The organism is Thalassospira sp. (assembly GCF_048059015.1).
Taxonomy (GTDB): domain Bacteria; phylum Pseudomonadota; class Alphaproteobacteria; order Rhodospirillales; family Thalassospiraceae; genus Thalassospira.
The window spans coordinates 36,915-62,440 of record NZ_JBLLNT010000015.1 but is presented as its reverse complement, the minus strand read 5'-3'; the positions used below and the strand labels follow the sequence as shown (position 1 = coordinate 62,440).

General features: G+C 53.6%; 25 protein-coding genes. 16 read left to right on the top strand and 9 right to left on the bottom strand.

What is annotated here, in order from left to right:
- Nucleotides 1–162: 162 nt before the first annotated feature.
- Complete coding sequence (obgE, locus tag ACMZ66_RS18465; RefSeq protein WP_416939448.1) at nucleotides 163–1,200, top strand: GTPase ObgE; 1,038 nt, start codon at nucleotides 163–165, stop codon at nucleotides 1,198–1,200.
- Nucleotides 1,197–2,312 carry a glutamate 5-kinase gene (gene proB / locus ACMZ66_RS18460; RefSeq protein ID WP_416939446.1) on the top strand — a complete coding sequence of 372 codons (1,116 nt, stop codon included), beginning with the start codon at nucleotides 1,197–1,199 and terminating at the stop codon, nucleotides 2,310–2,312. Before obgE ends, proB begins: the two co-directional genes overlap by 4 nt.
- 130 nt (nucleotides 2,313–2,442) lie before the next feature.
- On the opposite strand, the gene ACMZ66_RS18455 is transcribed toward proB, so the two are convergent.
- From ACMZ66_RS18455 to phaR, 3 genes are all read right to left on the bottom strand, one after another.
- Nucleotides 2,443–2,838, bottom strand: coding sequence for a helix-turn-helix domain-containing protein (locus tag ACMZ66_RS18455; RefSeq protein WP_101245549.1), 396 nt, complete (start codon nucleotides 2,836–2,838; stop codon nucleotides 2,443–2,445).
- Between the two features lie 168 nt (nucleotides 2,839–3,006).
- On the bottom strand, nucleotides 3,007–3,363 hold the full coding sequence (locus ACMZ66_RS18450; RefSeq protein WP_416939444.1) for a hypothetical protein: 357 nt from the start codon (nucleotides 3,361–3,363) through the stop codon (nucleotides 3,007–3,009).
- A 302-nt stretch (nucleotides 3,364–3,665) separates the two neighbouring features.
- Nucleotides 3,666–4,286, bottom strand: coding sequence for a polyhydroxyalkanoate synthesis repressor PhaR (gene phaR, locus ACMZ66_RS18445; protein WP_416939443.1), 621 nt, complete (start codon nucleotides 4,284–4,286; stop codon nucleotides 3,666–3,668).
- Nucleotides 4,287–4,598: 312 nt separating this feature from the next.
- On the opposite strand from phaR, the gene ACMZ66_RS18440 reads away from it, so the two are divergent.
- The gene (locus ACMZ66_RS18440; RefSeq protein WP_416939441.1) at nucleotides 4,599–5,417 is read left to right on the top strand and encodes a hypothetical protein; all 819 of its coding nucleotides are present in this window, start codon (nucleotides 4,599–4,601) and stop codon (nucleotides 5,415–5,417) included.
- The gene (locus ACMZ66_RS18435) at nucleotides 5,308–6,495 is read left to right on the top strand and encodes an alpha/beta fold hydrolase (protein ID WP_416939439.1); all 1,188 of its coding nucleotides are present in this window, start codon (nucleotides 5,308–5,310) and stop codon (nucleotides 6,493–6,495) included. The genes ACMZ66_RS18440 and ACMZ66_RS18435 overlap by 110 nt, the downstream gene beginning before the upstream one ends.
- 255 nt (nucleotides 6,496–6,750) lie before the next feature.
- Here ACMZ66_RS18435 and ACMZ66_RS18430 read toward each other — a convergent pair whose 3' ends face one another.
- Complete coding sequence (locus ACMZ66_RS18430; RefSeq protein ID WP_416939437.1) at nucleotides 6,751–7,734, bottom strand: nucleoside recognition domain-containing protein; 984 nt, start codon at nucleotides 7,732–7,734, stop codon at nucleotides 6,751–6,753.
- Nucleotides 7,735–7,986: 252 nt separating this feature from the next.
- Here ACMZ66_RS18430 and ACMZ66_RS18425 point away from each other — a divergent pair, with 252 nt between their 5' ends.
- The 9 genes from ACMZ66_RS18425 (at nucleotide 7,987) to ACMZ66_RS18385 (ending at nucleotide 17,257) form a co-directional block, all read left to right on the top strand.
- Nucleotides 7,987–8,448, top strand: a complete 462-nt coding sequence (locus ACMZ66_RS18425; protein ID WP_416939436.1) for an Lrp/AsnC family transcriptional regulator — start codon at nucleotides 7,987–7,989, stop codon at nucleotides 8,446–8,448.
- A gap of 99 nt (nucleotides 8,449–8,547) precedes the next feature.
- Nucleotides 8,548–8,889 (top strand): hypothetical protein, encoded by a 342-nt coding sequence (locus ACMZ66_RS18420; protein WP_416939434.1) that lies wholly within the window; start codon nucleotides 8,548–8,550, stop codon nucleotides 8,887–8,889.
- Between the two features lie 137 nt (nucleotides 8,890–9,026).
- Nucleotides 9,027–10,538, top strand: a complete 1,512-nt coding sequence (locus tag ACMZ66_RS18415; RefSeq protein ID WP_416939432.1) for a multicopper oxidase family protein — start codon at nucleotides 9,027–9,029, stop codon at nucleotides 10,536–10,538.
- A gap of 25 nt (nucleotides 10,539–10,563) precedes the next feature.
- The gene (locus tag ACMZ66_RS18410) at nucleotides 10,564–11,004 is read left to right on the top strand and encodes a DUF411 domain-containing protein (RefSeq protein WP_416939430.1); all 441 of its coding nucleotides are present in this window, start codon (nucleotides 10,564–10,566) and stop codon (nucleotides 11,002–11,004) included.
- Nucleotides 11,005–11,379: 375 nt separating this feature from the next.
- Nucleotides 11,380–12,552 (top strand): acetyl-CoA C-acetyltransferase, encoded by a 1,173-nt coding sequence (locus ACMZ66_RS18405; RefSeq protein WP_416939429.1) that lies wholly within the window; start codon nucleotides 11,380–11,382, stop codon nucleotides 12,550–12,552.
- Nucleotides 12,553–12,803: 251 nt separating this feature from the next.
- A complete protein-coding gene (gene phbB, locus ACMZ66_RS18400) occupies nucleotides 12,804–13,526 on the top strand; it encodes an acetoacetyl-CoA reductase (protein WP_416939427.1) in 723 nt (240 codons plus the stop codon).
- Nucleotides 13,527–13,726: 200 nt separating this feature from the next.
- Entirely contained in the window at nucleotides 13,727–15,166 is a 1,440-nt protein-coding gene (locus tag ACMZ66_RS18395) for a mannose-1-phosphate guanylyltransferase/mannose-6-phosphate isomerase (RefSeq protein WP_416939425.1), read from the top strand.
- A gap of 6 nt (nucleotides 15,167–15,172) precedes the next feature.
- Complete coding sequence (gene gmd / locus ACMZ66_RS18390; RefSeq protein ID WP_416939423.1) at nucleotides 15,173–16,294, top strand: GDP-mannose 4,6-dehydratase; 1,122 nt, start codon at nucleotides 15,173–15,175, stop codon at nucleotides 16,292–16,294.
- A gap of 3 nt (nucleotides 16,295–16,297) precedes the next feature.
- Nucleotides 16,298–17,257: a GDP-L-fucose synthase family protein gene (locus ACMZ66_RS18385; RefSeq protein ID WP_416939421.1), complete on the top strand. Its 960-nt coding sequence runs from the start codon at nucleotides 16,298–16,300 to the stop codon at nucleotides 17,255–17,257.
- Nucleotides 17,258–17,602: 345 nt separating this feature from the next.
- Here ACMZ66_RS18385 and ACMZ66_RS18380 read toward each other — a convergent pair whose 3' ends face one another.
- The 4 genes from ACMZ66_RS18380 to ACMZ66_RS18365 all read right to left on the bottom strand — a co-directional run bounded on the left by ACMZ66_RS18380 (nucleotide 17,603) and on the right by ACMZ66_RS18365 (nucleotide 21,326).
- Nucleotides 17,603–18,232 (bottom strand): nucleoside triphosphate hydrolase, encoded by a 630-nt coding sequence (locus ACMZ66_RS18380; RefSeq protein WP_416939419.1) that lies wholly within the window; start codon nucleotides 18,230–18,232, stop codon nucleotides 17,603–17,605.
- Nucleotides 18,233–18,263: 31 nt separating this feature from the next.
- Nucleotides 18,264–19,049, bottom strand: coding sequence for an ATP-binding cassette domain-containing protein (locus ACMZ66_RS18375; protein ID WP_416939417.1), 786 nt, complete (start codon nucleotides 19,047–19,049; stop codon nucleotides 18,264–18,266).
- Entirely contained in the window at nucleotides 19,049–20,131 is a 1,083-nt protein-coding gene (locus ACMZ66_RS18370; RefSeq protein WP_416939415.1) for an ABC transporter permease, read from the bottom strand. Before ACMZ66_RS18370 ends, ACMZ66_RS18375 begins: the two co-directional genes overlap by 1 nt.
- A 166-nt stretch (nucleotides 20,132–20,297) precedes the next feature.
- Nucleotides 20,298–21,326, bottom strand: a complete 1,029-nt coding sequence (locus tag ACMZ66_RS18365) for a sugar ABC transporter substrate-binding protein (protein ID WP_416939413.1) — start codon at nucleotides 21,324–21,326, stop codon at nucleotides 20,298–20,300.
- A gap of 226 nt (nucleotides 21,327–21,552) precedes the next feature.
- Between ACMZ66_RS18365 and ACMZ66_RS18360 the strand changes: the two genes are divergently transcribed.
- Complete coding sequence (locus ACMZ66_RS18360) at nucleotides 21,553–22,800, top strand: ROK family transcriptional regulator (RefSeq protein ID WP_416939411.1); 1,248 nt, start codon at nucleotides 21,553–21,555, stop codon at nucleotides 22,798–22,800.
- Between the two features lie 13 nt (nucleotides 22,801–22,813).
- Here ACMZ66_RS18360 and gloB read toward each other — a convergent pair whose 3' ends face one another.
- Entirely contained in the window at nucleotides 22,814–23,584 is a 771-nt protein-coding gene (gene gloB / locus ACMZ66_RS18355; RefSeq protein ID WP_416939409.1) for a hydroxyacylglutathione hydrolase, read from the bottom strand.
- A 153-nt stretch (nucleotides 23,585–23,737) separates the two neighbouring features.
- Here gloB and ACMZ66_RS18350 point away from each other — a divergent pair, with 153 nt between their 5' ends.
- Complete coding sequence (locus ACMZ66_RS18350; RefSeq protein ID WP_416939407.1) at nucleotides 23,738–24,559, top strand: methyltransferase domain-containing protein; 822 nt, start codon at nucleotides 23,738–23,740, stop codon at nucleotides 24,557–24,559.
- Nucleotides 24,560–24,679: 120 nt separating this feature from the next.
- On the top strand, nucleotides 24,680–25,519 hold the full coding sequence (locus ACMZ66_RS18345) for a substrate-binding periplasmic protein (protein ID WP_416939405.1): 840 nt from the start codon (nucleotides 24,680–24,682) through the stop codon (nucleotides 25,517–25,519).
- Nucleotides 25,520–25,526 lie beyond the last annotated feature (7 nt).

Sequence of the window (25,526 nt, the reverse complement as noted above, 5' to 3'; positions counted from 1 at the left end):
CTCCCGTCGGGTGCGGTTGTACGTACCGAATTTTGCAAGGGAGGAATGAGCAATCATTCCTCCCTTGTTGTATGTGATATAGAATTTCCTATCCCGTCGATGCGCATGGATGTGCGCGCCGGGATCGACTTATAAATAAGGGCACTGCCCAAAGGACCGGTTATGAAGTTTCTCGATGAAGCCAAGATTTATGTGCGCAGTGGCCGCGGCGGTGCCGGTTCGGTCAGCTTCCGGCGCGAAAAGTTTGTCGAGTATGGCGGACCGGACGGTGGTGATGGTGGCCGTGGTGGTGACATCATTCTTGAAGCGGTCGAAAACCTCAATACCCTGATCGATTTCCGCTATCAGCAGCATTTCAAGGCCGAAGTCGGCATGCACGGCATGGGCCGTCAGCGCACCGGTCGTTCTGGCAAATCAATCACGATCAAGGTCCCGGTCGGAACGCAAGTACTGGCCGAAGATCGCGAAACCCTGATCGTCGATATGATCGAGCCGGGCCAAACCTATATGCTGTGCCGGGGCGGCGATGGCGGCCGTGGTAACACGCATTTCAAATCCTCCACCAATCAGGCCCCGCGCCGTGCCGAAGAAGGCTGGCCGGCAGAAGAAATGTGGGTGTGGCTGCGCCTGAAGCTGATCGCGGATGCCGGTCTTGTTGGTTTGCCGAATGCGGGCAAATCAACCTTCCTTGCCGCGTCCTCGCACGCGCGCCCGAAAATTGCTGATTATCCCTTCACCACCCTGCATCCGCAGCTTGGTGTTGTGAATATCGATGATCATGAATTTGTTCTGGCCGATATTCCCGGCCTGATCGAAGGCGCTTCCGAGGGCAAGGGCATCGGCACCCGTTTCCTTGGTCATATCGAACGTTGCGAAGTTCTGGTGCACCTGATCGATTGTGCCGAGGAAGATCCTGTCGCGACCTATAAAACCGTGCGCGAAGAGCTTGAAAACTACGCCGACGTTCTGATCGACAAGCCTGAAATCGTTGTCCTGTCCAAATCCGATCAGCTTCTGCCGGAAATGGTCGAAGAACAGCGTGAGATCCTTGAAAAAGGCATCGGCAAGAAGGTCCATGTTGTGTCGGGTGTAACCCAGCAGGGCATCAAGGACATCCATCGTATGGTGCGCGCGCATATCGAAGGCGAACGCGAACGCCGGGCGATGGAAGGCCGCGAGGACGAGGGCTTCCAACCGTGAGCCTGACCGACGCAAAACGCCTGATCATCAAAGTTGGTTCTGCCCTGCTGGTCGATGAAAATACCGGCAAGTTGCGTCGCGCCTGGCTTGAGGCATTGGCAGATGACATCGCCCTTTTGCGCGAACGCGGGGTCGAGGTGATTGTTGTTTCCAGTGGTGCGATCGCCCTTGGGCGTCGTTTGCTGGGCCTTGATCACCGTACCATCAGTCTGGCCGATAAACAGGCCGCTGCGGCCACCGGGCAAATCAGCCTGTCACAGGTCTGGCAAGAAGCCCTGGGGCGTAATGGCCTGACCATGGCACAGGTCCTTGTCACGCTTGAGGACATGGAAGGCCGTCGTCGCTACCTGAATGCACGCGGTACGCTCAATGCGCTTCTTGCACGCGGGGCCATCCCGTTGATCAATGAGAACGATACGGTCGCGACCGAAGAAATCCGCTTTGGCGATAATGATCGTCTGGGCGCCAAGGTCGCGCATATGATCTCGGCCGACACGCTTGTGCTGCTATCTGACATCGATGGTCTTTATACCGCCGACCCGCGCAAGAACCCGGATGCAACCCTGATCCCCGAAGTCCGCGAACTCACCCCGGAAATCTTTGACATGGCGGGTGTCGCGCCGACCATGTATAGCTCCGGCGGGATGGTGACCAAACTTCAGGCCGCTGAAATCGCCATGAAGGCCGGCTGCCGCATGATCATTGCGCGCGGCACGATCTATCACCCGCTCAAGGCGCAGATCGATGGTGCACCCAATACGGTCTTCCTGCCAAATGAAAGCCCGCTTGCCGCACGCCGTCACTGGATTGCGACCTCGCTCAAGGCTTCGGGTGCCATCATTGTCGATGCCGGTGCGGCAAAGGCGATGCGTGCGGGCAAGAACTTGCTGGCCGCTGGGATCACAGCAGTCGATGGCCGGTTCAAGCACGGCGATGCTGTCCGTGTCCTTGACGGCGAAGGCAATCAGATCGCACGCGGTATCACGTCATATGGTGCGGAAGAAACCCGCCTTTTGATAGGCCATGCATCCGGCGACATCGAAGCAACCCTTGGCTTTACCCGTGGCAATGCCGTCATCCATTCCGATGATCTGGTGATGGTCGAGGGATAAGCACTCGTTTGCTGTGACGTATTTAAGGGGATGCTTTGGCGTCCCCTTTTTTATTGCGCGTCACAGGCACAAAAAAAGGCTGCCCAAAGGCAGCCTTTTTTTAAGCGGCGCGTAAGTTCTGAAATCAGACTTAGGCAGCTTGATCCGCAAGAGCGCGAGCCATCTGGCTCAGGGCTTCCTGGTGTTTTTCGTGCTTGATGCTTGCGAAGTTACGCGCGAGTTCAAGGCACATACGCTGACGTGCGTTAAGTTCGGTTTCCTGGTTGCCGTCGAGGCCTTCGTAGAAGTAGCTCACCGGAACGCCCAGGACCTGGGAGATTTCATACAGACGACCAGCAGAGATGCGGTTGATGCCGCGCTCATACTTGTGGGCCTGCTGGTAGGTGACGCCGATCAGGTCAGCCATCTGCTGCTGGGAAAGGCCCAGCATGATGCGACGTTCGCGAATACGCTGACCAACATAACGGTCAGTGTCAGTAGCGCGGTTTGCGCGCTTCGGTTCTTCGTTTGCAGCAATCTCAGTCATTTTATAATCCGTTATCAACCGCCAGTTATAGATCCCCACTTCGGGAAGCTGTTGGGCTTGTTTAAGTTTGCCCAATGAACACCGTATCGCAGCACGAAATTCGGGCTGCGTTTTGATGAACTGTATCTGAACATTGGTCAGATAATCGTTACAGCAATCCGCCAGAAGCTAGCTATATAGGTCAATCGCGCTGTCTTTGTCTAGTGCAGAAGGCGAAAAAAAGACGTTGGTTTCTACGCTGTACGGTTTGGAGTGTCGTGCATAGCTGGCATGCATTTCCTGAATGACCGGCGGTTGCAAAAGGTTTTCCTGAGGTAAGATCTGTCCCAAAAGCTGCGTCCAGAATGCTGCACTGCCCACAAGATCATGGGGTTGCAGCCACACGCCACCATTCTGCGCAATTTCCCGTACGGGTGAAATCTGCGCAAGTTGATCTATCCCGATCCCGGCAGGACCATCTGTTCCGGTACTCGCAGACTGAGTCCTGCGGGCCGGGAGCATGGGTATCGGAGTGATCGCGGTCATGTTTTTTCAGTCTTTTGGGTTAAATCTGCCTGTCTGTTTCGAGACTCCGTGGTTTTGTGGTGTTCACCCGGCAAAAATTGCCGCATCACGGCACTGCCGGGCGGGTGAAATTGGTTAACAAAAAGTTTATGCAGGATTGGTGCCGCAGGGGGACGTGACCCGAGTCACATCTTTGTCATGCCCGGATGGGGCGGTGATGAACTCTGTTGGTACCTGTTGCCGAAGCCAAAAGAAAAAGGCGAAGCCCATCAGAGCTTCGCCTTTTTGATTTCGTGCCTTGGTCGGCCGGTTGGTCGGAGAGGTTATTTGTCCGACTTGCCACCGGCCAGGCTGTTGAGCTGTGCCTGCATGGCTTCAAGCTGGCTTTTAAGCTCGTTAAGCGATGCATCAGACTGCGGTGCAGACGGTGCGGTCGGCTTTGCGCCACCGGCACCCGGCTTTTCGCCATTCTCGCCCTCCTGCATGAAGGGGGAGAACATTTTCATGGTCTGCTCAAACAGTGCGATATTCTGTTTGTTCATCTCTTCGAACTGGCCGAACGGGAACATGCCCTGCATGGTTCCCTGCATATATTCGCGCATCTGTTCCTGATTGTGGCCAAAGGCGCGCATTGCCTGTTCAAGGTAGCTTGGCACCAGGCCCTGAAGGCTGTCGCCATAAAAACCGATCAACTGACGCAGGAAGCTGATGGGCAGAAGGTTCTGGCCCTTGTTTTCTTCCTCGACGATGATCTGGGTCAGAACCGGACGGGTGATGTCCTCACCGGATTTTGCGTCATAAACGACGAAGTCGGTGTTCTCTTTGACCATCTGTGAAAGGTGATCAAGCGTTACATAGGAGCTGGTCGCCGTATTATAGAGGCGGCGGTTCGCATATTTCTTGATAACGATGCGATCCTGATCATCTGATTTCTTGGTGGTCATGACGTTTTTCCTGCTTCCCTGTTTCCCGGACGTTTGTCTGGCGAATGTTTTCGCGGTGTTCTTCCCACGCTTTGCGCATGCACAATTTACCATGTTGCGCAGCATTTTCGATTTTGCATTCGCACAGAAGACTAAGAGAGTGCCGCGATTTTGCCAATGTGTCCAGTGTTCAACGCGAAGTGCGGTGCGAAAAACAACCCTGGGGTCAGGTTGTTGCTTCGCAGCACGGGAATTCGTTTTCCGATCCGGCGCAACATTCTATAGTGTTTGATAATAAACAGGCTTCGCATCAGGGAATGAAAAGCGCTCCTCATGGCCAAAAGCACGGACGACCCCACTAAGCCAGATAATGACACATCATCATCGCCCATAAGTGACGATGAACATCTCGAACAGCTTGCCGCACGGTTCTTGGAACTTTGGCGTGAACAGGTCGCCGCCACGGCGGATGGTGCGCATGCCGCCAGTGCGATCGGGCGCCTTTACGCATCGCTTGGTGCCGATACCACCCGCATGGGCGAGGGGTTTGAGGCATGGGGTAATCTGATCGGTCAGATGGCGATGGGGCAAAACCCGGCGGCCAATGCGGCCAATCCGATGGCCGGGGCAATGTCGGCGTCCAATCCGCTGATGGCGATGATGGAGCAGATGACCAAGGCCGCCAAGGATCTGCCAACCCAACCGTTCGCAACGCCCCCCTTTGGCGGGCAAATGCCGTTCCCGCCCAATATGGCGGCGATGGCGGGTCTGACGGGAATGGGGATGCCCGGTGCAAAGCCGGCTACGACGGCACCAGATAGTCATGATGGATCGGATCAAACCGAAGCATCGCAAAGTGCATCTGAACCATCCGAAGACGCGGTAAAACCGACGACAGCGAAAAAGACGACTGCTGCAAAAAATGCTGCAAAGGGGCAGGGGAAGAATGATCAGTCCAAACAGTCAGAAGCCACTTCCGCCAAAACGCGAAAGTCAAAAGCGGGCGGGGCCAAGACCGCTTCCGATGCACATGGCAGTCGAGATGACGAGCTGGCTCAGCTCGCGCGCCGCATTGCCGATCTTTCTGAAACAATTGCTGCCCTGGAATCCGGAGCTGAAGGAACAGGCGGAAAGCCTCCTAAAGGAGATTGAAGCTTTCCACCCTGATGACGTTGCCCAGGCGCTTGATCGTGTGGCGTTTGAACGTCATGCGGGTTTCCATGATGGTGTGCGGGCCTATCAGAACCATCCCCATCGCCGACCGCGTGACGATGCGCGCAAGGATATCCCGATCATCTGGGAAGAAGGATCGACCAAGGTTTATGACTTTGGCGCGATTGCGCCTGACAAGGATCACCATCCGGGCGGGATTGTTTTGCTTGTGCCGTCACTGGTAAATCGCGGCTATATCCTTGACCTCAACGAGAAGCGAAGCTTCGCGCGCTATTTGGCGAAATGCGGTTATCGGCCGCTTTTGGTCGAATGGGGCTATCCCGGCCCGGACGAGGCCAATTTCGGATTGGACGATTACATTGCCGGTCGGCTTGTGACGGTCCTTCAGGACGTGGCGGACATGAATGGCGGCCCGGTTCCGGTGGTTGGCTATTGCATGGGCGGTGTCTTGGCACTTGCGGCAACGCTGCTTGATCCAGCACAGGTTTCCAAACTGGTTTTGTTGGCAACACCTTGGGACTTCATGGCGGCCGGTCCGACCCAGTCACGGATTGCTGCGGCTTTTGCGCCGTCACTGCCACATATGTTGGCGATCCATGACACGTTGCCAGTAGATGTTTTGCAAAGCCTGTTTGCCAGCCTTGATCCTTTCATGATTGGCGAGAAATTCCGTCGGTTCCAAAGCATGGCAACCAACTCAGCGAAGGCCCATGATTTTGTCGCTCTTGAAGATTGGCTGAATGATGGTGTGCCGCTGCCCCGCCGTGTGGCGGTTGATTGCCTGATCGGTTGGTATGTTGAAAACAAACCGGCCAAGGGCGAATGGCAAATTGACGGGATTGATATCACGCCAAGTGATTTGTCCTGCCCTGTACTGGCCGTCATTCCCGAAAACGACCGGATCGTTCCGCCCGAAAGTGCGCAGGCGCTGTTTGACGCCTGCCCGGAAGAGCTTCGTTCCGAACATCATCCATCTGCCGGGCATATCGGCATGATGGTTGGATCACGGGCAGAAAAATCAACCTGGGTGCCAGTTGTGGAGTGGCTGGGGAAATAAGATCAGCTAGGGTCAGGACCTGTTAATTTGATTTGAATGGCAGAGCTTATATTTGTGAAATCCAAGAAAAATCCCGCCGCGCGGGTTGGCATCCCGGGCAAGGGGTTTGACGCGGGAGTTCGCAAATATAAGCTCTGTCCTTCGGATCGCTCAGATTTGCACGGGCTACTTTGTCGCAAAACCTTGAAAGATAAGTATCTTCCTGCGGCTTCGCTTCGCGTATCCGCACAAATCTGAGCGACCATTCGAACCAAATTAATAGGTCCTGACCCTAGGTGTTTCGGTCACCAGTTGATCGGGTTTGCGATCCCAGCGAAGTGTCAGTCTGGCGAGAAGGGCGATGATGATCAGTGTCAGGATTACACGCCCAACCAGTACAACCCAGATATCCGCGCCAAGGGCCAGCATGATTGCGGTATCTTCGATCAATGAATGTGATAACGACAGCCAACTGAGCGACAGGAACAATGTTCTGGGCGGGTAGTTGTTCTTGCGCGCTTCATCAATGATCAGCGCCCCGCCAAATGTCAGCCCCAGTAAAACGCCGATCGTTGTTACCGGTGCGACATCACGCGACAGGCCCGAGACGCGCAGGATCGGCGACAGGGCTAGCGTGAACTTGTCGGTCAGTCCGGTGGCCTTCATGGCATCAAGAACCACCAAAAGGGCGGTGATGACGGCAAAGCTTACGATCAGCGACTTGATGGTCTGAATGGTCCAGTCCCACCATCCCGCCAAACCGGTTGCGGCCGCCATGACATCACCACCAGCCATCCATGAAAAATCAACCGGCTCGGACAGCCAGCCTGTCATATTGCTGATCCAGGTTACCAACGCGCCATAGCCAATCGCCGCCCCAACGCGAAGGGCGGTGGTGGCAATCAGGCTGGCCCCAGCGCGTTTGACAATGGCCTGTTCGACCGGAAGTCCGTGGGCAAACAACATCATGGCGCAAAGTGCGCTTAACTGTGCCGCTGTCATATCAAGATGACCGGCAAGCCCGATAAAGGCACCGACGGCACCATACATGCTGACCAGCGCACAGGTGGCCCAGATAAGGCCGGCTTCGGGTGGTAAACCGATCAGGGCCATGACCGGGGCAAGCCAGCCCGATACGATGTCGATCGCGCCGAATTCTTCGGCGATCCGCACAACGATCATGACGGGCAGCATCACCTTGATCAGGGTGACGAACAGTTTCTGGCTGCGATTGATCAGATCAAAAACGTAACGTTGCATGGCGCGGGTCATCGGGGTGGCGTTCCAGTCCGTTTGGCAATTCGGCAGTTGGGGCGACCGAATAGATCAGGCATGCACAGCATCTGTGGGGCAAATACTCTGGCATGTCCATCGGGTTCTTCGCTGGTGGGCGAGGGTGACTTAACGCCGCAGATATTGGCATGGCTTTAATCGTGTTGTGCGGCGTATTTGCGCAAAGAAGCACAATATGGCAGCGTATAGTGAGATTATGACGCTTAAGGATTGCGCAATATGGCAGAGCTGGATCAGATCGATACGAAAATACTGCGCCATTTGCAGAAAGATGCCGATATCGCCAATGCGGATTTGGCCGACAAGATCGGTCTTTCGCCGTCGGCCTGTCTTCGCCGCGTCGCCAAACTGCGCGAGGCGGGCATTATCCGCAAAACCGTTGCGGTGATTGATCCATCGCTTGTCGGGCGGCCGTTGCGCGCGGTGATCAATCTTGAGTTCCATCGTCACGGTAATCGATATCGGCAGGATTTCATCCGCAAGACCAGGGAACTTGAAGCGGTCCGGCAATGTTATCTGGTGACGGGTGAGGTGACCGGCGTGATGATTTTGCACATGCGCGACATGGCCGAATATACAGCGCTTTGCGACACGCTTTTTGACGCAGATGAGAACATCGTCTGGTATCGCACCTATATCGTAACCGAGACGCTCAAGGATGAAATAAGCTCCATCTTGTAGTCAGCATGGATGTTTTGGGTAATTACGCCATGCAATGGCCACAGTTGGATATGATCAGGATCATGGACGCCAAAACTTGATCGGTATAACTTCGTTTTCATGAGAAATGTCTGTCACATCGTTCTGACCCTGTGTCTGCTGATTGCATCAGTGGTTGGTGTTGCGCATATGCCCACCACCGCGAACGCAATGCCAAGCGGTCATTATGTGATGTCAGCAAGCAGCATGGATCAAATGATGGCCGAGTGTGAGGATTGCACAAGCCCCGGTCAGATCGACGCGTCCTGCGATGTTATTTGTGCCGTGCCGTTTATGGTTGCGCGCAATGACCTGATTGAAAACACCCTCACCGAAACGCGCCTGCATATCTTGCCGGTGGCCAATCGCGCCGATGGCATGACGCGTTCGCCTGAACTTTCTCCTCCCCGACTTCTTTCCTGATCACCCGATTGCGCGGCGACCATTCGGCTATGCCCTGTTCTGTCCGCGCGGGTGATTGATGTCCATTCGGCGTTTGCCGCGTGTTTGATCCATCCCGACCATGTGTCGGATGTATGTCATCTGTCAGGAAAGTCACCATGACAAAATCCAATACCGCCCGACATCCGTCGCGGCGCCAATTCCTTCAAACTCTTGCTGCGGGCAGTGCCACGGCAGCGATCATGACCACCGTTCCAAACATGATGCCGGGTGTTGTTACCGGGCGAGCACAGGCAGCCTCGCCGGCCAATCTGCGTAACCTTGTTGCAGCACCATCAAGCGCAAATCTTATTCCCGGTGGGGCAATTCAAACACCGGTCTGGACGTTTAACGGTTCCGTTCCCGGAACGCTCCTCCGGGTCAAACAGGGTGAGGACGTCAATGTCGCCTTTGAAAACCGGCTTGATGAACCAAGCAGTATTCATTGGCATGGCGTGCGTCTTCCCAATGCGATGGATGGTGTGCCGGGACTAACACAAAAGCCGGTCGCACCAGGCGAAACATTTGAATATCGCTTCACCGCGCGTGATGCGGGAACCTATTGGTATCATCCGCATATCAATGCACCGACGCAACTAGCTCGCGGGATGTATGGGGCATTGATTGTTGAAGAAGACGATCCGATCTCTGTGGATCGCGAATTTGTCTGGTTGATCGATGATTGGCGCCTTGGTGCCAATGGCGAGATCGATCCGACATTCAACGGTGGTCATGATGTTGGTCATGCTGGTCGCTTGGGCGAGTTGGTCACCGTCAATAGTGTGCATAATCCCGACATCGCTGTTCGCCCCGGCGAGCGGATCCGTGTTCGGATGATCAACACGGCCAATGCCCGCATCTTTGCGATTGATTTCGCCGGGTTGGCGCCACACCTGATCGCGCTGGACGGGCATCCGATCACCCCGCATGTGCCCGATGAACCTGTATTTCTTTTTGCGCCGGGCACGCGTGCTGATTTCGTCATTGATGTGCCCGTCGATGCCACGGGTGGTTTTGCCCTACTGGATCGCTTCTTTGATGGTCTTGAAAACCCGCTTGTGAACTTGCGGGTTCAGGGCGATCGCATGCGCGACGAAATATCGACGGCACGTATGGCCTTGTCTGCCAATCCGCTTCCTGAACCGGATCTGCAAAACGCGCGGCGTGAACAGTTGCTTTATACCGGCGGGATGATGGGCGGTGGCGTTTTGCGTCATCTTGTGGAAACCGGCAAGATTGATCAGGGCTTCCTGGGTGGGGTGCGCAGCATGGCGCAATCCATGATGGGGATGATGACCGGTGGTGGCGTCTGGATGGTCAATGGCCGTGATCCGGAACGTGATGACAACGGGCCACTATTTGACCTGAAGGCTGGTGAAAGCTGTGTCTTCACATTGACCAATGCAACCGCCTGGTATCACCCGATCCATTTGCATGGCCATGCCTTCCGCGTGATTTCACGCGATGGTACGCCAACCCGTTATCAGGAATGGCAGGACACCGTTTTGATCGCACCTGCTGAGCAGGTCGAAATTGCATTCGTCGCCGACAATCCGGGCGACTGGATGCTTCATTGTCATATCCTTGAACATAAATTTGGCGGCATGTCGGGCTTTGTCCGCGTCGCCTGATGCCCCGTAATTTCGGAGAACGAAAATGAAAAAACTGATGACCCTTTTGGTGATGATGGTGATGGTTGCCGTGACCCTGCCGTCCCACGCCATGGCAGCGCCAATGAGTGCAAAGGTTTATAAGGATCCCAATTGTGGATGTTGTGCGGTCTATGCCGATTACCTTGCCAAACGCGAGGTTGAGGTCGAAGTGATCGAAACCGATCAGGTGGTCGAGATGAGCCGCATGATGGGCATTCCCGATAATATGCAGGGATGTCATCTGACCATGATCGACGGATACGCAATTTCGGGCCACGTACCGTTTGAAACCATCGAACGGTTGTTGGCGGAACGCCCGGACTTCAAGGCGATTACACTGCCCGGCATGCCGATGGGCTCGCCCGGTATGGGCGGGATTAAGAACCAGCCCTTCGAAACCTATCAGATCAGTGGTGGTACGGCAGAAATCTACGACGTGCGTTGATCACGTTCGATTGTTCCACACCCCGATGCCTTTGGTGTCGGGGTGTGGGGGCAACATAAAAGCATCGTGATGCCGTTTCGTTTTCGGTGTCACTGTGTCTGGCAAAAGTACATTCTTGTGAAATATCGAATGTAAATGAGGATCGGGGGTTGCGGTCTGCGGCGCTAGGGCACAAACTCTAACCTGTAGGTTATTTTTTAGGGTGATTGGATCTGCTTTTTGGTTGAGGCAGCATAAGCCTGTCTGAAAGTGGTAAGTATCAAAGCTTGGCAAATTGTTGCAGTGCGATAAGATCATCTTCGGACCATACAAAGGCATAAGAATGATCGTTGCCCGGTCCGGGGAAAACGTAATCAAGATTAATCGGAGGGTTTCATGACCGACGTCGTAATTGTGGGTGCAGCACGTACACCGATCGGCGCATTCAGTGGCACGCTGGCAAACACGCCAGCACATGAACTGGGTGCCGTCGCCATCAAGGCTGCTTTGGAACGCTCTGGCGTAGAAGGTGATGCGGTTGATGAGGTGATCCTTGGTCAGGTTTTGACAGGTGGTCAGGGTCAGAACCCGGCACGTCAGGCTGCTATTGGCGCGGGTATTTCCGATCGCGCAACCGCGTTTCTGATCAACCAGGTTTGCGGTTCAGGTCTTCGGACCGTGGCACTTGCTGCTCAGCAGATCATGAGCGGGGACGCCAATATCGTTGTTGCCGGTGGTCAGGAAAACATGTCGCTTTCCACCCATGTCGCGCATCTGCGCGCCGGTCATAAAATGGGCGATGTGAAATTCATCGACAGCATGATCAAGGACGGCCTGTGGTGTGCTTTTAACGGCTATCACATGGGCAACACCGCGGAAAACATCGCCAACAAATGGGGCATCTCCCGCGAGGAGCAAGACGTTTTCGCTGCTGCTTCGCAGAACAAGGCAGAAGCCGCGCAGAAGTCCGGTCGTTTCAATGATGAAATTGCCGCTGTAACCATCCCGAACCGTAAGGGCGACATCGTCTTTGATGCCGATGAATATCCGCGTCATGGCGCAACCCCGGAAGGCATGGCGAAACTGCGCCCGGCATTCGATAAGGAAGGCACAGTTACCGCAGGTAACGCATCTGGCATCAATGACGGTGCCGCAGCCCTTGTTGTCATGTCCGCAGCCGAGGCATCCAAGCGCGGCCTGACCCCGCTTGCGATGATCAAAAGCTGGGCAACTGCGGGTGTTGATCCGGCGATTATGGGTTCCGGCCCGATCCCGGCTTCGAAAAAGGCACTTGAGAAAGCCGGTTGGTCGGCTGCTGATCTTGACCTGATCGAAGCCAACGAAGCATTTGCGGCTCAGGCTATTGCGGTGAACCGTGACATGGGCTGGGATACTGATAAGGTTAACGTCAATGGTGGCGCGATTGCGCTTGGCCATCCGATTGGTGCTTCTGGTGCACGTGTCTTCACCACCCTGCTTCATGAAATGCAGAAACGCGATGCCAAAAAAGGTTTGGCGACGCTCTGCATCGGCGGCGGGATGGGGGTTGCGCTGTGCGTAGAACGCTGATCAGCGTCTTTTCTCTGAATATCTGAACGTGCGGGGCGTCCTCTTGAAGGGGGATGCCCCGTTTGCGTATCTGCAATCTCTGTTGCAGTGCGACGAAAGAATACACCACACGACTGACATAGATCATGGAGAAGAAATAAAATTACATATATAAGGCTGTTTGTGGATTAAAATTACGCTAGTCGTAGAAGGGCAAACTACGGATATCGTTACGATGATACGCTTGATGAACGAAGTTTAGGGAGGCGACCATGACAAAAACAGCACTGGTAACCGGTGGTACACGCGGGATCGGCAAGGCAATCAGCCTGTCACTGAAAGATGCGGGTTACACGGTTGTTGCGAACTATGCTGGCAACGACGAGGCCGCAAAGGCCTTCACCGATGAAACCGGTATTGCGGCTTACAAATGGAGTGTCGCGGATCCTGATGGCTGTGCTGCTGGCATTGCCAAGGTCGAGGCAGAAGTGGCCCCGATCGATATTCTGATCAACAATGCCGGGATTACCCGCGACGGTTTCATGCACAAGATGGATACCGAACAGTGGGCGGCCGTGATTGATACCAACCTCAGTTCCCTTTTCTATATGACCAAGCCGGTCCTTGAAGGCATGCGCGCACGTGGCTTTGGCCGCGTTGTGAATATCTCCTCGATCAATGGCCAAGCCGGTCAGTTTGGCCAGACCAACTATTCGGCGGCGAAGGCCGGCGTGCACGGCTTTACCAAGGCATTGGCCCAGGAAGTCGCGCGCAAGGGCATTACGGTAAACACCATTGCACCGGGCTATATCAACACCGACATGGTGGCGGCTGTGCCAGAAAAGGTACTTGAAGGCATCATCGCCAAAATCCCGGTCGGTAGACTGGGTGAAGCCGATGAAATCGCGCAGGCGATCCTTTATCTTTGCGGCCCGAATTCGGGCTTCATCACCGGCTCCTGCCTGTCCATCAATGGTGGACAGCATATGTTCTAAGCATCCCTGCTTGGAAATCGCCGTCAAAGCAAACGCCCCGCATGTCGCGGGGCGTTTTTGTTTCATCTGCTTGCAGCAAAGCTATAATTTTTTCGACAAAACATCGCCTCGTTTGGTAGCTAGTTGTTGGAGGAGATGCGACGTTTGATTTATAAGTAAAATCAATTCTGTGATGTCTGTATTCAAGAGTGAAGAGTGCCATGCAAGAGAACACCAAGATCCAATCTGTAATTATGTGTGGCGGATCCGGCACAAGGCTTTGGCCTCTTTCTCGAAAATCACTTCCGAAGCAGTTCATTCCACTCTATCGCGGAAAATCACTATTCGAGCTGACGCTTGACCGATTGGCGCCATTGGGAAATGTGCTGGCTGTTAGCGGAGAAGATTATCGGTTTTTTGTTCAGGAAGTCGCCGAAAAGTCTTCACTAGAACTGATGCAGATTTTGGAACCGAGTGGCCGGGATACGGCACCAGCTATGGCACTTGCTGCTGCGTTTAACGGTGACGTAGGCGACCTTTTGTTATTTTGCCCGGCGGATCATTTTATCCCGGATGATGATGCATTCCGCGAGATGGTAAAGGATGCCTCTCCAATTGCTTCGCAGGGGTATATCGTCACTTTTGGTGTGCAACCAGGCAGTCCAAGCACTGCATACGGCTATATTGAAGCTGGCGAAGTTGTCCAAGGTGATGCCAGAAAATCTGTCCAGTTCCACGAGAAACCAGATCGACAAAAGGCGGTGGACTTCTTGGCTTCTGGGAAGTTCTTATGGAATGCAGGCATCTTCTTGGTAAAGCGCTCAGTGTTGCTTGACGCATTGAAAAAGTTTGAACCAAAAATCTTTGAGAGTTGTGCTTCGGCAATGGCAAACGCTACGCAGGATGGTACTTTCTGGCGGCCGAGTTCCGAATTTGATCAGGCGACCAAGAAAAGCATCGATTATGCTATCATGGAGCGTGCTTTGAACATTGTCGTTGTTCCCTTCAATGGCGTTTGGAGTGATGTCGGAAGTTGGGATGCCATGTTTGCACTAAGTGATGTTGATGAGAAACACTGTGGCAAGCTCGGCAAAACAACCAACATTTATAACATAAACTCAGAAAACACCCTTGTGCATGCGTCAGAACGACGCTTCGTGGTGACAATCGGCACTAAAGACCTGGCAATTATTGACACCCCGGATGCGCTGATGGTCAGTGCGCTCGACCAAGTTGATAAGGTAAAGAACGCTGTTTCTGAGTTAGATGCTGCCGGCCGATGCGAAGTTCACGACCACCGTCGCGTGGCAAGGCCTTGGGGAGCATATGATAGCATTGATCACAGTGAACGGTTTCAGGTAAAGCGGATTACAGTGAAGCCTGGGGCTAGGCTTTCTTTGCAACGGCACAACCATCGAGCAGAGCATTGGATTGTTGTGAAAGGAACGGCTCTGGTTACCTGTGACCAAGAGACGTTTTTGTTGAAAGAAAACAAGTCTACCTATATCCCACTTGGATCAGTCCACCGTATGGAAAATCCTGGAAAGATTCCTCTAGAGATAATTGAGGTGCAATCGGGCAGTTATCTGGGAGAAGATGACATCGAGCGGTTCGACGATGAGTACGGACGTCAAACAGAAGCAAAGAGAGAACTGGGATAATTTCGGATGGCTAAACGGGCGCTCATCACAGGTATTACTGGGCAGGATGGCAGCTACTTGGCAGAGTTTTTGCTGCAAAAGGGGTATGAAGTACACGGTATCAAGCGGCGCAGTAGCTCACTAAACACGGATCGTATAGATCACTTGTATCAGGACCCCCATGAGCAGAATCGCAAGTTGGTGCTCCACTATGGAGATTTAGCTGATAGTAGTAACCTGACTCGCATCGTCAATGATGTGAAACCAGATGAGGTATACAACCTCGGTGCACAGAGCCACGTTGCGGTAAGTTTTGAAGCGGCAGAATATACGGCAGATGTTGATGCTTTGGGAACACTGCGTCTGCTGGAGGCAATCCGGTTTCTTGGGTTGGAAAAAACAACCCGCTTTTATCAGGCCTCGACCAGTGAGCTATACGGACTGGTTCAGGAAATTCCGCAGAAGGAAACCACCCCGTTCTATCCGCGAAGCCCTTATGCTGTCGCAAAGCTCTATGCGTATTGGATCGCTGTGAACTACCGTGAAGCATATGGCATGTATGCTTGTAACGGTATTCTGTTTAACCACGAGAGCCCGCGTCGCGGTGAGACCTTCGTGACCCGCAAGATTACCCGTGCACTGGCGAACATCTCTCAGGGACTGGAGCCTTCCTTGTATCTTGGTAACATGGATGCACTACGCGATTGGGGGCATGCAAAAGATTATGTCCGTATGCAATGGATGATGCTTCAGCAGGAAGAAGCCCGCGACTATGTCATTGCAACGGGTCGCCAAGTGACTGTGCGTACTTTCGTCGAGTTATCTGCGAGGGAGCTGGGTATCAACCTTCGCTTTGAAGGTGAGGGCGTAAACGAAAAGGGTGTCGTTGAATCTGTTGATAAGTCGGTTTCGCCTGCAGTCTCTGTCGGTGATGAAATCGTACGTGTTGACGAGCGATACTTCCGTCCAGCAGAAGTGGAAACACTTCTCGGAGATCCGTCAAAAGCCAAAAATGAATTGGGTTGGGAACCGGAAATCACAATGGAAGAAATGATTTCTGAAATGGTGGCTCATGACCTAAAAAAGGCCCGTCAGCATCGGTTGCTGAAGGATAATGGTTACCAAGTTGCAATTAACGCGTCACAGTAAGTCATGACAAGAAAAGTTTTCATCGCGGGACACAGAGGCATGGTTGGCAGTGCGATTGACCGTCAGCTCCGCTCGCATTCCGATGTCGAACTGATTCTTGCGCCTCGCGATGAATTGGATCTTGAAAGCCAAAGCGAGGTAGACTTATTCTTCGCTAAGAATGACATTGATGAAGTGTATCTTGCCGCTGCAAAGGTCGGGGGGATTCACGCCAACAATACTTATCCCGCAGACTTCATTTATCGAAATTTGCTGATTGAGACCAATATCATCGGTGCGGCTCACAAATCAGGGGTTCAAAAACTTTTGTTTTTAGGCTCAAGCTGCATTTATCCGAGGGCGGTGGCGCAGCCGATGCGTGAAGATGCCCTTTTGACAGGGGTACTTGAAAGCACCAATGAACCGTATTCAATTGCAAAGATTGCAGGCATCAAGTTATGTAAATCTTTCAATAGACAGTATGGTCGCGATTATCGGAGTGTGATGCCGACGAACCTCTATGGTCCAGGTGATAACTATCACCCAGAAAATAGCCATGTTATCCCAGCTCTGATTAGGCGATTTCATGATGCCAAGGTGGCTGGGAGACTTCAGGTCATTGTTTGGGGAAGTGGCAAGCCGTATCGAGAATTCTTGTTCGTTGACGATATGGCCGCTGCTAGTATTCATGTAATGAACCTAGAGAGTGATGTGTATAAGGCAAATACACAAGAAATGTGTAGTCATATTAATGTAGGATATGGTTCAGATGTAACCATTTCTGAGTTGGCCGGTGAGATTGCACACACTGTCGGCTACCAGGGAGAGGTCATTTTCGACATTGAGAAGCCGGACGGTGCCCAGCGCAAGTTGATGGACAGTAGTCGCTTGATAGCAACTGGCTGGAAGCCGAATGTTGATCTTAGAAGTGGTTTGGCGATTGCTTATAAAGACTTTTTGAATGGTGCGTTCAGAGAGGTTTAATGAAGTAGAAAGTCGATTTCACGTTCAGCTTGATTGATTAAATAGCTATTGTCTAAATATCTCGTAGATATGGACACTGGAGGCTATGTCATTTCGGCCCCGTATGAACATAATGGCGATAGTAATGGAATAGGGCTCTGGAAGGCACAGTGTATCACACATTAGTCGGTCGACTGGACGTAGCCGATGAAATTGCGCAGGCGACCCCTTATCTTTGCGATCCTAATTCGGGCTTCTTCACTGACCTCTGCTTGATCATTACTGCTCGGAAATCACTGTCAAAGCAGCCCGCCGCATTTAGTATGTCTTTATGAGGGACTAGTGAGTTTCCCGATGATCGGACAATCAGGCGTTCGTAATCCGGATGTCTGGATCGATGGTCAAGCGCACGACTGTTTGCGCATTGGGAATGTCGTTGCCCATAGCTTTGCGGGTCGCTGTTTCCTGGTCAAACCCAAATCCTGTCCAGCGTTCGATCAATCGATCCCGCAGAGTTTCCTCGGGGACGTCGAGATAGATCGACAGATCAAACAGATCATGTAGTTGTTTCCAAGGTGCCTGACCCAGCAGAAGGTAGTTGCCTTCAACAAGTATGATCCGGTGGTGCTGCGAAATGGCCCTGGCCGACCCGCGCGAGATTTCAAGGTTTCGATCAAAGACCGGGACATAGACATCTTCAGGCTGGTCATCGCGAAGGGCGACCAGGGTACGTTTCAGCCCGCCCACATCAAATGTGTTGGGCGCACCTTTGCGCGGCAAAAGATCGCGTTCCTTCAGGATTGCATCATCAAAGTGAAATCCATCCATTGGCACAACAGCAGCACCGGCTTTATCACCCCCCAGATGGTGATAAAGCCGGTCAGACAAGGTCGACTTGCCTGATGCTGGTGCCCCGACGATCGCGACGAGGATGCGTCGATCGCCAGATTGCTTTACACGGATTTGATCCGCGAGGTCGTCAATGTCAGGTGTCATCCGGGGTATTCGATCTTCTGTGTTTTGTTATTCAGGCTGCCGCATCATGGGCCGGTGGTTCCTTGGCCCCGGTCATGAAGGCAACCGCATCTGACATGCTGTAATCATCAGGCTTAATCGTGCACAGGCGTTTGCCAAGGCGATGAACGTGAATGCGATCAGCAACCTCAAACACATGCGGCATATTGTGCGAAATCAGGACAATCGGCATGCCGCGCGCCTTCACATCGGCAATCAGATCAAGCACACGTCGGCTTTCCTTTACCCCAAGTGCAGCCGTCGGCTCATCCATGATCACGACCCGTGATCCGAACGCAGCCGCACGGGCAACGGCAACGCCCTGGCGCTGACCACCAGAGAGTGTTTCAACCGCCTGATTGATGTTTTGAATGGTCATCAGGCCAAGTTCAGTCAGCTTTTCACGGGCAATGCGCTGCATTTCCTTGTGATCAAGGGCACCGAAATATTTGCCCATGAAGCTTTGTTTGCGAAGTTCGCGCCCCATGAACATGTTATCGGCAATCGATAGGGCCGGTGACAGTGCAAGGTTCTGATAAACCGTCTCGATCCCGGCTTCGCGGGCCTCCATCGGCGAGGTGAAGGAAATCGGTTTGCCATCAAGCTCAATGGTGCCTTCATCAACCGTCACTGCCCCGGAAAGAGCCTTGATCAGTGATGATTTACCCGCACCGTTATCGCCGATAACAGCCAAAATCTCGCCCGGATACAGATCAAAATCCGCATGATCAAGGGCGGTGACACGGCCATAACGCTTCACGATCCCGCGGGCTTTTAGAACAGGTGTCTGTTGGGTCATTATGCCGATACCTTTCTGATCCACTGGTCAATCGCAACCGCAATGATGGTCAGCCAGCCAATGGCAAAAACCTGCCAAAGAACATCAACGCCCGCCAACCGCAGGCCAGAGTTAAATACCCCAACGATCAATGCACCAATCAGCGGACCAATGATCGATCCACGCCCGCCAAATAGCGAGATACCGCCAATCACAACAGCGGTAATGGATTGCAGGTTGGCTTCCTGGAAGCTCTGCGGCGAGACGGATCCAACACGGCCAATTGATGCCCAGGCACCAATGGCGCAGACCAGTCCGGCCAGGCCATAAACCATGATAAGGGTTCGGTTGGTGCGAATACCGGACAGCTCGGCGGCTTCCTTGTCATCGCCAATCGCATAAACATGGCGGCCCCAACTGGTGTGGTTGAGGATGTACCAGAGCACCCCGAAAATCACGAGCATCAGGATCGAGCCATAGGTGATGCGCGCCCCGCCAAGAGCGATGCTTTCGCCGAAGAATTTCAAAAGCGGTGCGATTTCATCAAGCGTCTGGCTTCGGATCGACTGCGCGGCTGAAAGCCAAAGGTTCAGCGCAAAGAAGATGTTCCAGGTGCCCAGAGTCACGATAAAAGGTGGCAGTTTGATGCGGGTCACAAGGAACCCGTTCAACGACCCGGCGGCAATACCACCGATACAGCCAGCAACAATCGCAATCGGGGTCGGAACGCCAAGCGTGATCGCCAATTGCCCCATGATCACGGACATCAAGACCATGATCGCGCCAACCGACAGGTCAATACCCGCGGTCAGAATGACCAGGCTTTGCGCGGCGGCAAGGATGCCGATGATCGAAACCTGCTGCATGATCAGCGACAGGTTGAACGGCGAGAAAAACTTGCTGCCGGCAACAAAGCCGAAAATAACAATGGAAAAGACCAGAACAATTACCGGCACCATGGTCGGATTGCCGTGCAGGAAGTGCTGGACGGAATCAAATGCACTGCGGTGTTTATGTTCGAATTGGGCGACATTCTTGTCGCTGGAATCAAGCGTTTGCTCGAAATCCTGTTTCTGGCGTGACGGTTGAGCAGTTTCGCTCATCGTTTCCTCCCGACTTGGTCGTAAACGCGATCAGGGGTAAGGCCCGATCAGTTACCAAACATTGCGCCGGTTCTTCTGACCGGCTTTGGAATGCCATACCAAGTGTAAGTCAAAGTGGGACAAGGAGGGCAGGGGAAACCCGCCCTCCTTCGGATTGGATCGGGAGTTAACCCCAGCAGCGATCAGTGCCTTCGGCAACGTCAATCGACGGAACGCCGTCAACCGGCTGATCGGTTACAAGGTTCACACCAGTGTTATAGAAGTTAAGACCGTCAGAGTTTTTGGGCTTTTCGCCGCTATCTGCCCATGCCTTGATCGCCTCGATGCCTTTGGATGCCATCAGAAGCGGATATTGCTGCGAGGTCGCGCCAATCACGCCATCCTTGACGTTGGCAACACCCGGGCAGCCGCCATCAACAGATACGATCAGAACGCCTTCTTCCATGCCAAAGGACTTCAGCGCTTCATACGCGCCGGCCGCAGCAGGTTCGTTGATGGTGTAAACCACATTGATGTCAGGATCGCGCTGCATCAGGTTTTCCATCGCCTTGCGGCCGCCTTCTTCGTTGCCGCTGGTGACGTCATGGCCAACGATGCGGGCGTCATCTTCGTCGCCGATTTTATTCGGGTCCTTGATGTCGATCCCAAAGCCTTTCATGAAGCCCTGATCGCGCAGAACGTCCACCGACGGTGCACTTGGCGAAAGATCGAGAAGGGCGATTTTGGCATCTGCTGCCTTGTCACCCAGCTGGGCTGCTGCCCACTGACCAATCAGCTCGCCAGCTTTGAAGTTATCGGTCGCGAAAGTCGCGTCCGCGGCATCAATCGGCTCAAGCGGGGTGTCGAGTGCGATAACAATCAGTCCAGCATCACGGGCCTTTTTGACGACCGGAACGATCGCCTTGGTGTCAGATGCGGTCAGAAGAACGCCCTTGGCACCCGATGCAATGCAAGACTCGATCGCCTGAACCTGAGTTTCATGGTCGCCATCAATCTTGCCGGCATAGGTGGACAGATTAATGCCAAGTTCTTCTGCCTTGGCAGTCGCACCTTCCTTCATTTTCACGAAGAACGGGTTGATGTCGGTTTTGGTGATCAGGCAGGCGCCGATTTCATCGGCTTTGGCAGCGTTCGGTGCCATGGAAAGGCTAAGAGCAAGCGCACCAAGGGTTGCGCCAAGAAGTGCTTTTTTCATTTGTTTCCTCCCAGGATTTGACCTGAATGTTCGGCCATTTTTGGCCGCTGATGTTTGTTTTCCCAACAGATCGTGGCGCGTATTTTGGCTTGGGCCTTCAACCTGTCTTGGTCCTAGGACACACCAATTGCCAAAATCTGTCAATTAATAAATCCGATTGATTTATTAATTAATCCTGTCACTCTTATCAGCAATCGGGCATTAAAGATCCCGAGTGGGAGGACAAATGACGGAAAGCAATTCAACCAGCCCCGATCCAACAGGGGCGGAGGATTACGCTACGCGTCCACTGCATCCGGGCGGTGGTGCGAACCAGCTGCGCGTGCGCGCCTATAACGAACGGCTTGTATTGTCGTTGGTACGCAGGAATGCAGGTCTTTCAAAAGCAGATATCGCAAGGCTTTCGGGACTGTCGGCACAAACCGTCTCAGTCATTATGCGTGCGCTTGAAAAGGATGGGTTGCTAAAGCGCGGTGATCCGGTGCGCGGCAAGGTCGGCAAGCCAAAAGTCCCCATGGCGCTTAACCCCGATGGGGTGTTTTCATTTGGCCTTAAGATCGGGCGACGCAGTGCCGAACTGATCCTGATGGACTTTGTTGGTGAAGTCCGCTTTAGCCTGAAAGAAGCTTACAAGTACCCGACTCCCGATAGCATCCGCCAGTTCGTCCGGGACTCGGTTGATCAGATCACAGCCGATCTAAGCACGGATCAGCGCAACCGCATCGCCGGGATCGGGATCGCCGCTCCGTTCGAGCTTTGGAACTGGGTTGATGAAGTTGGTGCGCCGGTCGAAGATATGAATGCGTGGCGCGATGTCGATCTGATTGAAACCATCGGTATGATCGTGCCTTTCCCGGTATTCCAGCAAAATGATGCAACGGCTGCCTGCGGGGCGGAACTAGTGTTTGGTCTGGGGCCAAGCTATTCCGACTTCGCCTATTTCTTCATCGGTTCATTTATCGGCGGTGGGGTGGTACTTAATCAGGCGCTTTATACCGGACGGACCGGGAATGCCGGTGCGTTTGGCTCCATGCCGGTTTCGTCGCGCAGCGGGCATCCAAGCCAGCTTATCGATCAGGCATCAATCTTTGTCCTTGAAGATATGCTCGCCCGTGATGGTCGAGACCCGGCCAAGCTTTGGCGTGATCCTGACTATTGGAACGAGCTTGGCAACACGCTTGATATCTGGATCAGCCATACCGCCCAAAGTCTGGCAGTCGCCATCACCTCGGTCTGTTCGGTGATTGATTTCGAAGCGGTGATTGTTGATGGCGGTTTCCCGCCCGATGTTTGCGCAAGACTTGTCGCAGCCACACGCGAGGCAACCTCAAAACTTGATCTGCAGGGCATTGATAAGCCCCATATCGAGCAGGGCCAGGTCGGCAGTGCCGCGCGCGCAATCGGTGCGGCGAGCCTGCCCTTATTCTCGCGCTATCTGCTTGATCAGAACGTTCTGTTCAAGCAGATGCAATAAGGTCCGATACGGATCAGAAATTGTCTTTGCGTTTGCGGATCTCGGTAAAGACTTCCACGGCACTTTTAGTGCTCATGCCGAGCGCCTCGGCAACCGATGGCTCATCGGCACGCAGGAACGGGTTGGTCGCCAGTTCCACATCAAGGCGCGATGGAATGGTCGGAAGGTTGCGTGCACGCAGGCCATCAATATCCTGACAGCGCGCCATCAAAACCGGATTGCTGGTTTCAATCGTTTTGGCAAAGCGGGCATTGGCCTGGGTATATTCATGGCCGCAATAGACCTGTGTGCTGTTTGGCAGATTGCGGAACTTGCAAAGTGACGTCCACATCTGTTCAGGTGTGCCTTCAAACAGGCGACCGCATCCAAGGGCAAACAGGCTATCACCGGAAAACAGAGCAGTAATTGCCGGGAAATAAAAGGCGATATGACCGGTCGTGTGGCCGGGCACGTCAAACACGCGTCCTTCCAGCTCGCCAATCAGAACCTGATCACCCTCGGCACAGGTTTCATCCATATTGGGAATACGTGCGGTTTCCGCAGTCGGCCCCAAAAGCTTGGCGCCGTACTTTTCCATCAGTTCCGCATTGCCGCCAATATGGTCATGGTGGTGATGGGTATTGATCACCAGATCAAGGTTCCATTCGCGTTCTTCGAGCTCGGCAATCACCGGGGCTGCTTCACCCGGGTCAATGATGGCGGTGACGTCGCTGCGGTGGCAGCGCACCAGATAGGTGTAGTTGTCTGAAAGACACGGAATGACGATCACTTCGCCCGCGGCCATGGCGTACCTCGAAACTGGAATTGCGCAATTGGATCAAGACTATCAGCAAGCATGGTGGTGTCACAATCATGCAAAGCGCAAAGTATGTGACATTCTTCAGCGATGCGTTGCAAAGATATTCCCGTGTCGGGATCGGGATGATAGGTTTGTCTTATGCGTCAGGATGTTGTCGACTTACACCGATTTTATGCCAGCAGCATCGGGCAAGCAGCCCGTCGTCTGATCCGCAGGCGTTTGCGCGTCATGTGGTCGGATGTGCGTGGCATGCGCGTGTTGGGCTTTGGCTATGCCACGCCTTATCTGCGCCCTTTCATCGGTGAAGCTGAACGCGTGATGGCCTTTATGCCTGCGCGCCAAGGCTGTGTGCATTGGCCCGCAGGCGAAGACAACAAGGTCGCCCTGACCGAAGAAACCATGCTGCCGCTGCCGGATAGTTCGGTTGATCGCATTCTTCTGGTGCATATCGTCGAACATTCCGATTCCATGCGTCGTCTGATGCGTGAATGCTGGCGGGTCCTGACCCCCAATGGCCGGATTGTTGTGGTGACACCTAACCGAAGCTCGCTTTGGAGCTGGTCGGAAAAGACGCCGTTTGGCTATGGCCATCCCTATAGCGTGTCACAGCTCCAAAACCTGATGCGCGAAAATATGTTTCTGCCGGTCCAGCATAGCCGTGCGCTTTTCATGCCACCGACCCAGCGGCGGTTCCTGCTGCGCTGGTCGCAGATGTTTGAAAATATCGGATCGCGCCTGTTTAAGGCCTTTGCAGGGGTTTCGATCGTTGAAGCCGGCAAGCAGCTTTATGCCAGCAGCGGCACCCCGTCGCGCAAACGACGGCTTGTGCATATCCCGGTAACCGTACCGCCGCTTCGCCCGGCAGAAGGCAATCATCAGCATCCCAGCAACCTTGGCACCACCAATCCATGCGATGCTGCGAAGGGTACTGTTTCCAGTGATGAGCCGCTTGGGAACTAATTTCCGCCGCTAAGCCCACTTTTCGAACCGCCCCGCACAATCAACTGATGGCATCCCAATTGACATATGGCTGTTGTCTGTCGACATAATGTTGATAGGTACTTTGAAAAAACGGACGGCATGAATTTTAAGCGCGCTTTGAAAAACATCATCAAGACCACCGGATGCTTGGCCATCGGGTGTGTTTTCGCATGGCCTGTTGTCGCCAATGCGCAAACAGTTCAAAGCAGCAACATCCCCGTCACGATTACCCTTTATGCCGAAGACAGCAATATCCCATATGCGTTTCTGGACGGGGCGGACCCGGACGGGATTTATGTCCGCATCCTTGAAGAAGCCTTTGCCCGCATGCCGCAATACCGGCTTGAGATTGTTAATGTTCCGTTCCGGCGCGGGATGGAGCTTTTGAAAGATGGGCAGATCATGGGGTTCTTTCCGCCCTATGAACGCAAAGACCGTGATTGGATTGAACGATACTCAATCCCGATCTTGCGTGAAACCGTGGTGGCCATCTGCAGCAATGACTATGCACGGTCAAACAACCTGTTTCAGTTTCCTGATGACTTCGCGGGTGCGCGCTTTGCCAATAATGCGGGCTATAAACTTGCCGGAAACGCATTCTTTGAGATGGTTGAAGCAGGCGACATCGTGCTTGAAGAAGCCAACACCACGGCAAGCAATCTCCGTTTCTTGATGGCAGGACGGGTGGATTGTTATGTTAATGAACGCATGGCGATTTTGGCCGGCATGCGCGAACTTGGTGTCGATAAGGATCTGTCGCGCCTGTTTAACGAAGCCGCGATCATTGGTCAGGAGTTTGGCTATGTCGCCTTTGGTCCAGACCCGGACAATCAATGGCCGGAACGTGATCAGTTTGCCGATGCGCTTGATGCGACATTGCGCCAGATGCGTGACAGCGGCGAAATTGACCGACTGGTTGTCGATTATTTCGCCTACTGATCACATG

What these genes read in the sequence shown, in the direction of transcription:
- obgE (WP_416939448.1), top strand. Translation starts at nt 163, where the DNA reads ATGAAGTTTCTCGATGAAGCCAAGATTTATGTGCGCAGTGGCCGCGGC.
- ACMZ66_RS18455 (WP_101245549.1), bottom strand. Translation starts at nt 2,838, where the DNA reads ATGACTGAGATTGCTGCAAACGAAGAACCGAAGCGCGCAAACCGCGCT.
- ACMZ66_RS18450 (WP_416939444.1), bottom strand. Translation starts at nt 3,363, where the DNA reads ATGACCGCGATCACTCCGATACCCATGCTCCCGGCCCGCAGGACTCAG.
- phaR (WP_416939443.1), bottom strand. Translation starts at nt 4,286, where the DNA reads ATGACCACCAAGAAATCAGATGATCAGGATCGCATCGTTATCAAGAAA.
- ACMZ66_RS18440 (WP_416939441.1), top strand. Translation starts at nt 4,599, where the DNA reads ATGGCCAAAAGCACGGACGACCCCACTAAGCCAGATAATGACACATCA.
- ACMZ66_RS18435 (WP_416939439.1), top strand. Translation starts at nt 5,308, where the DNA reads ATGACGAGCTGGCTCAGCTCGCGCGCCGCATTGCCGATCTTTCTGAAA.
- ACMZ66_RS18430 (WP_416939437.1), bottom strand. Translation starts at nt 7,734, where the DNA reads ATGCAACGTTACGTTTTTGATCTGATCAATCGCAGCCAGAAACTGTTC.
- ACMZ66_RS18425 (WP_416939436.1), top strand. Translation starts at nt 7,987, where the DNA reads ATGGCAGAGCTGGATCAGATCGATACGAAAATACTGCGCCATTTGCAG.
- ACMZ66_RS18420 (WP_416939434.1), top strand. Translation starts at nt 8,548, where the DNA reads ATGAGAAATGTCTGTCACATCGTTCTGACCCTGTGTCTGCTGATTGCA.
- ACMZ66_RS18415 (WP_416939432.1), top strand. Translation starts at nt 9,027, where the DNA reads ATGACAAAATCCAATACCGCCCGACATCCGTCGCGGCGCCAATTCCTT.
- ACMZ66_RS18410 (WP_416939430.1), top strand. Translation starts at nt 10,564, where the DNA reads ATGAAAAAACTGATGACCCTTTTGGTGATGATGGTGATGGTTGCCGTG.
- ACMZ66_RS18405 (WP_416939429.1), top strand. Translation starts at nt 11,380, where the DNA reads ATGACCGACGTCGTAATTGTGGGTGCAGCACGTACACCGATCGGCGCA.
- phbB (WP_416939427.1), top strand. Translation starts at nt 12,804, where the DNA reads ATGACAAAAACAGCACTGGTAACCGGTGGTACACGCGGGATCGGCAAG.
- ACMZ66_RS18395 (WP_416939425.1), top strand. Translation starts at nt 13,727, where the DNA reads ATGCAAGAGAACACCAAGATCCAATCTGTAATTATGTGTGGCGGATCC.
- gmd (WP_416939423.1), top strand. Translation starts at nt 15,173, where the DNA reads ATGGCTAAACGGGCGCTCATCACAGGTATTACTGGGCAGGATGGCAGC.
- ACMZ66_RS18385 (WP_416939421.1), top strand. Translation starts at nt 16,298, where the DNA reads ATGACAAGAAAAGTTTTCATCGCGGGACACAGAGGCATGGTTGGCAGT.
- ACMZ66_RS18380 (WP_416939419.1), bottom strand. Translation starts at nt 18,232, where the DNA reads ATGACACCTGACATTGACGACCTCGCGGATCAAATCCGTGTAAAGCAA.
- ACMZ66_RS18375 (WP_416939417.1), bottom strand. Translation starts at nt 19,049, where the DNA reads ATGACCCAACAGACACCTGTTCTAAAAGCCCGCGGGATCGTGAAGCGT.
- ACMZ66_RS18370 (WP_416939415.1), bottom strand. Translation starts at nt 20,131, where the DNA reads ATGAGCGAAACTGCTCAACCGTCACGCCAGAAACAGGATTTCGAGCAA.
- ACMZ66_RS18365 (WP_416939413.1), bottom strand. Translation starts at nt 21,326, where the DNA reads ATGAAAAAAGCACTTCTTGGCGCAACCCTTGGTGCGCTTGCTCTTAGC.
- ACMZ66_RS18360 (WP_416939411.1), top strand. Translation starts at nt 21,553, where the DNA reads ATGACGGAAAGCAATTCAACCAGCCCCGATCCAACAGGGGCGGAGGAT.
- gloB (WP_416939409.1), bottom strand. Translation starts at nt 23,584, where the DNA reads ATGGCCGCGGGCGAAGTGATCGTCATTCCGTGTCTTTCAGACAACTAC.
- ACMZ66_RS18350 (WP_416939407.1), top strand. Translation starts at nt 23,738, where the DNA reads ATGCGTCAGGATGTTGTCGACTTACACCGATTTTATGCCAGCAGCATC.
- ACMZ66_RS18345 (WP_416939405.1), top strand. Translation starts at nt 24,680, where the DNA reads ATGAATTTTAAGCGCGCTTTGAAAAACATCATCAAGACCACCGGATGC.